At 71.5% G+C, this 7,810-nt stretch carries 10 protein-coding genes; 3 read left to right on the plus strand and 7 right to left on the minus strand.

Annotation, left to right across the window (positions count from 1 at the left end):
• Window positions 1-111: 111 nt before the first annotated feature.
• Window positions 112-570: a MarR family transcriptional regulator gene (locus AB0G02_RS23475; RefSeq protein WP_360797612.1), complete on the minus strand. Its 459-nt coding sequence runs from the start codon at window positions 568-570 to the stop codon at window positions 112-114.
• A 10-nt stretch (window positions 571-580) separates the two neighbouring features.
• Window positions 581-1,204: a DJ-1/PfpI family protein gene (locus AB0G02_RS23480; protein ID WP_360797613.1), complete on the minus strand. Its 624-nt coding sequence runs from the start codon at window positions 1,202-1,204 to the stop codon at window positions 581-583.
• Window positions 1,205-1,266: 62 nt separating this feature from the next.
• Between AB0G02_RS23480 and AB0G02_RS23485 the strand changes: the two genes are divergently transcribed.
• Window positions 1,267-2,058 carry an enoyl-CoA hydratase-related protein gene (locus AB0G02_RS23485; protein ID WP_360797614.1) on the plus strand — a complete coding sequence of 264 codons (792 nt, stop codon included), beginning with the start codon at window positions 1,267-1,269 and terminating at the stop codon, window positions 2,056-2,058.
• Here AB0G02_RS23485 and AB0G02_RS23490 read toward each other — a convergent pair.
• The 4 genes from AB0G02_RS23490 to AB0G02_RS23505 are packed head-to-tail and all read right to left on the minus strand — an operon-like array spanning window position 2,055 to window position 3,487.
• Window positions 2,055-2,459: a hypothetical protein gene (locus tag AB0G02_RS23490; protein ID WP_360797615.1), complete on the minus strand. Its 405-nt coding sequence runs from the start codon at window positions 2,457-2,459 to the stop codon at window positions 2,055-2,057. The genes AB0G02_RS23485 and AB0G02_RS23490 overlap by 4 nt on opposite strands.
• 55 nt (window positions 2,460-2,514) lie before the next feature.
• Window positions 2,515-2,784 (minus strand): barstar family protein, encoded by a 270-nt coding sequence (locus AB0G02_RS23495; RefSeq protein WP_360797616.1) that lies wholly within the window; start codon window positions 2,782-2,784, stop codon window positions 2,515-2,517.
• On the minus strand, window positions 2,781-3,242 hold the full coding sequence (locus AB0G02_RS23500) for a ribonuclease domain-containing protein (RefSeq protein ID WP_360797617.1): 462 nt from the start codon (window positions 3,240-3,242) through the stop codon (window positions 2,781-2,783). The genes AB0G02_RS23495 and AB0G02_RS23500 overlap by 4 nt, the downstream gene beginning before the upstream one ends.
• A gap of 11 nt (window positions 3,243-3,253) precedes the next feature.
• Entirely contained in the window at window positions 3,254-3,487 is a 234-nt protein-coding gene (locus tag AB0G02_RS23505) for a hypothetical protein (protein ID WP_360797621.1), read from the minus strand.
• A gap of 71 nt (window positions 3,488-3,558) precedes the next feature.
• Here AB0G02_RS23505 and AB0G02_RS23510 point away from each other — a divergent pair, with 71 nt between their 5' ends.
• Both AB0G02_RS23510 and AB0G02_RS23515 read left to right on the plus strand, forming a co-directional pair.
• Complete coding sequence (locus AB0G02_RS23510) at window positions 3,559-4,527, plus strand: zinc-binding dehydrogenase (RefSeq protein WP_360797618.1); 969 nt, start codon at window positions 3,559-3,561, stop codon at window positions 4,525-4,527.
• Window positions 4,528-4,650: 123 nt separating this feature from the next.
• Entirely contained in the window at window positions 4,651-6,093 is a 1,443-nt protein-coding gene (locus AB0G02_RS23515) for an amino acid permease (RefSeq protein WP_360797619.1), read from the plus strand.
• Here AB0G02_RS23515 and AB0G02_RS23520 read toward each other — a convergent pair.
• Window positions 6,055-7,707 carry a DUF885 domain-containing protein gene (locus AB0G02_RS23520; RefSeq protein ID WP_360797620.1) on the minus strand — a complete coding sequence of 551 codons (1,653 nt, stop codon included), beginning with the start codon at window positions 7,705-7,707 and terminating at the stop codon, window positions 6,055-6,057. The two genes, AB0G02_RS23515 and AB0G02_RS23520, sit on opposite strands and share 39 nt — an antisense overlap.
• Window positions 7,708-7,810: the final 103 nt, after the last annotated feature.

Consider the following 7,810-nt stretch of genomic DNA (forward strand, 5'->3'; position numbering starts at 1 on the left):
CCTGAGTTCAACGCTCGCGCAACGCCACCCGGGCGCCTCGCGTGGGCTGAGCGTTGAACTCACCGGTCGTGGACGTAGGACTCTCGGCGCGTGAACGTAGGACTCTCGCGGTCAGGGGTGGTCGGTCTCCAGGGCGGTGATGAGGCGGTCCATCACGTGCAGGGTGGTGCGGAGGTCGGCCAGGTCCACCTGGGCCGAGATGCGGTTGGTGAAGGCGTGCTGGGCCTCGGCCAGGCGGGCGACGGCGGCGTGGCCCTCGGCGGTGGGGCGGAACAGCTTGGCCCGCTTGTGGGCCGGGTTGGGCAGGTACTCGGCCAGTCCCTTCTCCACCAGCAGGTCCGCGATGCGTTGCACGCTCTGCCGGGTCAGGCTCATCTCCCGGGCGATGCCGGAGACCGTCAGCGGTCGGCGCAGGACGGCGCCCAGCACCTGCCACCACGCGGCGGTGAGGCCGACCGGTCTCGTCATCACCTCGGCCGCCTCCAGGAAGCCGCCGTAGAGCCGGAACGTGCGCATGACGACCTCGGTCAGCACGTCGCCGGCCTCGGTGCGCGGCTCGACCCCGCTCACGAGACCGCGCTCACGAGACCGCGGCCACGAGCTTGCCGAACCACGCCGGGTCGCCCGTGCGGTACAGGCCGTACCACGCGTCCAGCACGGCCGGCTCGTACAGGTCCAGCTCCACGAAGACCTCCCGCGCGAACTCCAGCGCCGACGCCGCACCGGCCGTGATCAGGCCGTCCGCCCGCACGGCGCGCTCGGAGCGGAACAGGGCCGCACCGGCGTACCCCGGCACGGCCGCGAGCTCCTCCACCGCGTTGCCGCCGTGCGGCCGCGAGTCGAGCAGGCCCTCGGCGGCCAGGCCGATCGTCGCACCGCAGATCGCCGCCACCGGCACGCCCGCCTCCAGCCACCGCCGCGCCGCCGCGGCGAACACCGCGTTGCCACCGCCCTCCCAGGTCGACGCGCCGGGCAGGATCAGCATCGCGCTGTCCGCCGGGTCGACGTCGGCCAGCACCACGTCCGGCGTGATCCGCAGACCCCCGATGGACGTCACCGGGTCGAGCGTCGCGCCGACCGTCCGCACCCGGTAGCGACCGGGCACCTTCTGGAACTGCGGCGTGTTGATCTGCGCCGTCGCGTACCCGAACTCCCAGTCGGCCACGGCGTCGTACAGGGCGAGGTGGACCGCGCTCGGTGTCATGACAGCATACTGTCAATTCGACAGCACACTGTCAATAAAGTCGGGATCGTAGAGTGCGGCCCATGGCAGACGAGCTGGTCCACTACGAGGTGCGGCGTGGCATCGCGACGATCACGCTGGACTCCCCCCACAACCGCAACGCCCTGTCCGCACGGCTGCGCGCCGAGCTGACCGGCCACCTGAGGACCGCCACGGCCGACGACGCCGTGCGCGTGATCGTGCTGAGCCACACCGGACCGGTGTTCTGCTCGGGCATGGACCTCAAGGAGGCGGGCGGCGCGAGCGCCGACCAGCAGGGCGTCAACGAGTTCCCGGCGATCCTGGAACAGCTGTGGACCAGCCCCAAGCCCGTGGTCGCACGACTGGCCGGCCCGGCGCGCGCGGGCGGCGTCGGCATCGTCGCGGCGTGCGACATCGCGGTCGCGGTGGACACGGCCACGTTCGCGTTCAGCGAGGTCCGCATCGGCGTGGTGCCCGCCGTCATCTCGGTGACCGTGCTGCCCCGCCTGCTGCCGCGGGCCGCGCACGAGCTGTTCCTGACCGGCGAGACGTTCGCCGCGCCGAAGGCCGTGGCCATCGGCCTGGTCAACTCGGCCGTGCCCCCGGCCGACCTCGACGCCGAGGTCACCCGCTACACCGACATGCTCGCCCTCGGTGCGCCGAACGCCCTGGCCGCCACCAAGCGGATGCTCCAGCAGCCCCGGTCCGGTGACCTGAGCGAGGTGTTCTCCGACATGCTCGCCCTGTCCGCACGCCACTTCGGCGGCCCCGAGGGCCAGGAGGGCATCGCCGCGTTCGTGGGCAAGCGCAAGCCGTCGTGGGTGCCCGCCGAGGAGACGGGCGCGGACGACTAGAACCAGCCCGTGCACTCGATCCGGCCTTCGGACGACCCGCACGCGCGCAGCAGCTTGGCGTTGTTGTCGAACGCCTCGGTGTGCGCGCCGTTGCCCGACTGGACCCGGGTGTACCCGAGGAACCCCTGGTAGTCGGACCCGTCGACGTTCTTGCGGTCCGTCCAGATCTCCTCGGCGGGTTTGGCGTCGCTCAGCCGCCCCCAGGCGCAACGGGTGCGGTTGGACGTGCGGAGCTCGACGACCCGGCCGTTGCGCATGGTGACCGGGTTGTCGCCGCCGACCACGTCGAACGGCGTGAAGGGTTCCAGGTAGTCGCAGCCCGGCTCCTCGGCACGGGCGGGGACGGCCAGGGTCAGCGCGAGCGCCGTGACGGCGGCCAGGCGCAGTACCGGGTGGTTCATGGCTGGACTGTGCCGGTTGTGAGCACCCCTCGCAGTGCGAGCGGACCGGGATGACTCAGTCGGTGTACACGACGGTCAGCACGCGGTCACCCGACCGGGCCGTGCGCGCCACCGCGTCGGCCAGCACGGCCTCGACGTCGGCGTTCCCGCCCTCCCACTCCAGCACGTGCTCGCCCTCGGGCAGCCACGACAGGTCGGTCAGGCAGTCGTGCAGCGCGTCCAGGTTGTGGCCGAACCAGTCGGGGAAGCTCAACGCGTCCGCGATGGCCCGGATGGCGGCCTGCTTCGAGTGCGCGCCCCGCCGCACCACGTGCCGGTGAGTCATCGGGCCACGTCCACGACGACGAACGAGTCGTAGTGGTCGGGCGTGTAGTACACCTCGTCGGACGACCCGGTCACGAGCCGCCGGGCGCCGCGGTCGTCGCTGCCCGGCGTCGGCACGGTGTACTCCCGGTAGTAGTCGGACGGCTTGGCGGGCAGCCGCTTCTCGCGGTTCTCGAACGCCACGCCGTCGTTGCGCGGGTACGGGAACGGCCCGCCCCGCCCGATCAGCTCCCAGGTGGACCGCACCTGCTCGGGCAGGCTCGACAGCGACCGCACCGGCAACCCCGAGCCCGCACCGGGGACCGAGGCCGCACCGGCACCGGGGACCGAAGCCGAAGCGGAGGCCGAAGCCGGCGCGGGGTCGGACGACGTGCCGGTGATGTCCTTGGCGAAGTAGCCGACCACGACGAGCGCGATCAGGCCGAGCAGTGCGACGGAGAGCCGCCGGGCGGGAGTCACGGTCCCAGAGCCTACGAAGGCCGGGTGACGTCCACCTGGTCGGGCTGGGCCTCGACGGCGGCCGGGTCGACCTTGGGCACCGGGTTGAACCTGGTCGAGGCGTTGTCGACGACCCGGTCGATCAGCCGGGCCGCGCCCAGGCACGCGGGCAGCAGCACGCACATGAGCAGGCCGAACTGGAACGGGAAGGACAGCTGCGCCAACCACAGCTCGACCCCGTCCCACCACTGCTCGAACGCGTCCACCACGCCGCCGAGCCTAGTCCCGTGACGCGCTTCACCGCACAAGGATCACTACCTCTCGGTAAGTTGCCCGCATGTTCGCCGTCTACGCAGCCGAGCCGAGCCCGCAAGACCCGATCGCCGCCCTGCGCGTGGGCGAACGACCGGAGCCCGAAGTGCCGGAGGGCTGGGTGAAGGTGGCCGTGAGAGCGGCGAGCCTGAACATGCACGACCTGTGGACGCTGCGCGGCGTGGGGATCAAGGCGGAGCAGTTCCCGATGATCCTGGGCTGCGACGGCGCGGGCGTGCTGGAGGACGGCACGGAGGTCGTGCTGCACTCCGTGATCGGGGACCCGACCTGGTTCGGTGACGAGACGCTGGACCCCCGTCGCACCCTGCTCACCGAGAAGTACCAGGGCACGTTCGCGGACTACGTCGTCGTCCCGGCGCGCAACGCGTTGCCGAAGCCGGCGGGGCTGAGCTTCGCCGAAGCGGCGTGCATGGGCACGGCGTGGCTGACCGCGTACCGGATGCTGTTCGTGAACTCGGGTCTGCGGCCCGGTCAGACGATGCTCGTGCAGGGCGCGTCCGGCGGCGTCTCGACGGCGTTGGTGCAGCTGGGTCGGGCGGCGGGCTTCCGGGTGTGGGTGACCGGCCGCACGGAGGAGAAGCGCGCGTTGGCCGAGGGCCTGGGCGCGCACCAGGTGTTCGAGTCCGGCGCACGGCTGCCGGAGCGCGTGGACGCCGTGTTCGAGACCGTCGGCAAGGCCACCTGGTCGCACTCGATGAAGTCGCTCAAGCCGGGCGGGACCGTGGTGATCTCCGGCGCGACGAGCGGTGACGCGTCGGCGGCCGAGCTCCAGCGGTTGTTCTTCCTCCAGCTGCGGGTGGTCGGCTCCACCATGGGCACCCGGGAGGAGCTGCGCGACCTGCTGGCGTTCTGCGACCTGAAGGGCCTGCGCCCCCAGATCGGCGCCCAGCTGCCGTTCGGGAAGGTCGACGAGGGGCTGCGCGCCATGCTCGACGGCGAGACCGCGGGCAAGATCGTCTTCAGTCGCGACTGAGCGCCGGCGCGCTGGTCCATCCGCACAAGAATCGTCCCCTTGAATGGTTCGATCGAACAAACCCGGTGACAGTTGACCGGCGTACGGTTCGCCGCACACCAATCCACCGAGGGAGCTGGACGAATGACGGTGCAGGGATTCGGCCGGGGCAGCGGCGTCTTCCGCCGCAAGCCGATCGAGCAGATCAGTGACGACAGGACACCCCTCACCCGCACGCTCGGGCTGTGGCAGCTGACCGCGATCGGCATCGGCGGCATCATCGGCGCGGGCATCTTCTCGCTGGCCGGCGCCGTGGCCAACAAGACCGCGGGCCCGGCCGTGCTGATCTCGTTCCTCGTCGCGGGCATCGCCAGCGCCGCCGCCGCGTTCTCCTACGCGGAGTTCGCGGGTCTGATCCCCAGGGCGGGTTCGGCCTACACCTACGGCTACGCCGTGCTCGGCGAGATCGTCGGCTGGTTCATCGGCTGGGACCTGCTGCTGGAGTACACCGCGATCGTGGCCGTGGTGGCGATCGGCATCAGCGGCTACTTCAACGAGCTGCTGAACCTGCTCGGCATCGACCTGCCGGTGTGGATGCTCGGCGCACCGGGCACCGAGGGCACGGACGTGGCGGCGGGCAGCTACAAGGTCAACCTGTTCGCCGCCCTGGTGTGCCTGCTGATCGCGTTCGTGCTCAACATGGGCATGAAGAACGCGGCCCGGTTCGAGACGACCCTGGTGTACCTGAAGGTCGCCGTGGTGCTGCTGGTCATCGTGGTCGGCGCGTTCCACATCGACACCGCCAACTACAACCCGTTCTTCCCGTTCGGCCTGTCCGGCGCGTTCACCGGCGCGGCCACGGTGTTCTTCGCGGTGTTCGGCTACGACGCCATGAGCACGGCCGCCGAGGAGTCCAAGGACTCCCAGAAGCACATGCCCAAGGCGATCATCTACTCGCTGGCCATCTCGATGGTGCTGTACGTGCTGGCCTGCCTCGTGCTCACCGGCATGGTCAACTACAAGGACGTGGACGCGGAGAGCGCGTTCGCCTCGGCGTTCGCCGACGTCGGCCTGCCCGCGCTGGGCATCGTCATCTCGGTCGGCGCGGTGCTGGGCATCACGACCGTGCTGTTCACGTTCCTCATGGGCGCGGCCCGCGTCGGCTACTCGATGTCGCGCGACGGGCTGCTGCCGAAGTGGTTCGCCAAGACCCACCCGGTCAAGCACGTGCCGACGCGCACCACGTGGGTGCTCGGCATCGCCTCCGCCGTCATCGCGGGCTTCCTGCCCATCGCCGCGGCCGCCGAGCTGACCAACATCGGCATCCTGCTGGCGTTCGTGGTCGTCTGCGTCGCGGTGATCGTGCTGCGGTACAAGCAGCCGGACCTGCCGCGCACGTTCCGGACGCCGGGCATGCCGGTCGTGCCGATCATCGGCGTGGTGTTCTCGCTGTGGCTGATCACGTTCCTCGCGCCGGAGACCTGGCTCCGCTTCGCGGTCTGGTTCGTCATCGGCCTGGTCGTCTACTTCACCTACAGCAGGCGGCGGTCACTGCTGAACCGCACCGCCGCCGACACCGAGGACTGAGTCGCACCACCGGCCGACCACGTCGGCCAGCACGGCCATCGGCAGCGGTCCGCCGCTCAGCACGAGGTCGTGGAACGCCCTGATGTCGAAGCGGTCGCCCAGCCTCCGCTCCGCCTCGCCGCGCAGGCGCTGGATCTCCAGCCGCCCCACCATGTACGACAGCGCCTGCGCGGGGTTCTCGATGTACCGGTCGACCTCGGAGAAGATGTCCACGTCCGGCATGACGGCGTTGGCGCGCAGGTAGTCCACGGCCTGCTGCCGCGTCCAGCGCAACGCGTGCAGACCGGTGTCCACCACCAGGCGCGCGGCGCGCAGCGAGTCCGCCGACAACATGCCCAGCCGTGCCACGTCGTCGCTGTAGAGGCCCATCTCGTCGGCCAGCCGCTCGGCGTAGAGCGCCCAGCCCTCCAGGTAGGCCTCGATGGAGGCGAACCGGCGCAGCAGCGGCAGGTCCCCCAGCTGCTGGGCCAGCGAGATCTGGAAGTGGTGACCGGGCACGCCCTCGTGGAACGCGGTGGCCTCGGCGCTGAACCGGTCGCGCAGCTCGGCCTGGTGGGTGTTGACGAAGTAGGTGCCCGGTCTGGAGCCGTCCATCGCCGGGTCCACGTAGTAGGCCAGCGGCGCGTTCGGCGCGTCCGCCGCCGGCACCACGTCGACCGCGCACCGCGCCGCCGGCACCGCGCCGAACCAGTCCCCCGCCACCTCCTCGGCACGGGCGATGCACCGCTCGGCCAACCGCACCATGTCGTCGGCGCCGGACCAGCGCAGGTCCGGGTCCGCGAGCAGCCGGGCGCGCACGCCGGCGGCCGTGATGGGGCCGAACACCCGGCTCCCGACCTCCTCGTACTCCCGGTCCAGCTCCTCGATCAGCTGCACGCCGATCCGGTGCAGCTCCTCCGGGGTGTGGCCGGTCGTGGTGTAGGTGCGGACGAGGTCCGCGTACGCCAGGTCGCCGTCGGGCAGCCAGCACAGGCCCGGTTCGTCCTCGCCGCGCCCGCGGTCGACCACCTCGACGCGCAGGAAGTCCCGGTAGCGGGCGACGGCGGGGCGCACGACCTCCTCCAGCAGCCGGGCGCACACCGGGGCGAACCGGGTGTCCCGCAGCGGCGCGGCCAGCGGGTCGTCGGCGTCGGCCAGGTAGCGGTCGAGGCGGTCGACGGCGGCCCGCACCAGGTGCCTCAGCGGACGGCGGACCGAGCCGCGTTGCCGCCGGGTGAGGGCTTCGAGGTAGGCGGGCAGCGACGACAGCCGGGTCAGGTAGGCCCGCCGTGCCGCGTCATCGGTCGGGCGGACCAGCGGCAACGCCACCAGCAGCACGGCCAGCGGCGCGTTGAGGCCTTCGGCGTGGGTGTGCTCGACCAGCTTCGCGTCCACGCCGTGCACCAGGCTCCACGCCTGCTGCACCACGACCGCACGCGTCACCGGGTCGTCGTCCCCGGCGCGCGCCCGGCGTGCCACGTCCTCGGCACGGGCGCGCAGCGCGCGCTCGCCGTCGGCGCTCGGGTCCGGCAACCGGTCGTCCCAGCCCGGGATGCCGAGCAGGGTGGCCATGACGGGATCGGCGTCCAGCACCAGGGTCAGCATCTCGTCGGCGAGCTCGCGCGCGGTCGTCACGACGTCATTCTGTGGTGCTACACCGGCGAAATGCGCGTGATCGCGACGGAAAGGGCCTGACGTGCCTCCGCCAGCAGGCGGCCGACGACCTCGGCGGCCGGGG

It is taken from the genome of Actinosynnema sp. NPDC023658 (assembly GCF_040639995.1).
In the GTDB taxonomy this organism is placed as follows: domain Bacteria; phylum Actinomycetota; class Actinomycetes; order Mycobacteriales; family Pseudonocardiaceae; genus Actinosynnema.

Bases quoted from the DNA above. Each gene is read 5' to 3' on its own strand.
- AB0G02_RS23480 (WP_360797613.1), bottom strand. From the start codon at position 1,204: ATGACACCGAGCGCGGTCCACCTCGCCCTGTACGACGCCGTGGCCGAC.
- AB0G02_RS23485 (WP_360797614.1), top strand. From the start codon at position 1,267: ATGGCAGACGAGCTGGTCCACTACGAGGTGCGGCGTGGCATCGCGACG.
- AB0G02_RS23490 (WP_360797615.1), bottom strand. From the start codon at position 2,459: ATGAACCACCCGGTACTGCGCCTGGCCGCCGTCACGGCGCTCGCGCTG.
- AB0G02_RS23495 (WP_360797616.1), bottom strand. From the start codon at position 2,784: ATGACTCACCGGCACGTGGTGCGGCGGGGCGCGCACTCGAAGCAGGCC.
- AB0G02_RS23510 (WP_360797618.1), top strand. From the start codon at position 3,559: ATGTTCGCCGTCTACGCAGCCGAGCCGAGCCCGCAAGACCCGATCGCC.
- AB0G02_RS23515 (WP_360797619.1), top strand. From the start codon at position 4,651: ATGACGGTGCAGGGATTCGGCCGGGGCAGCGGCGTCTTCCGCCGCAAG.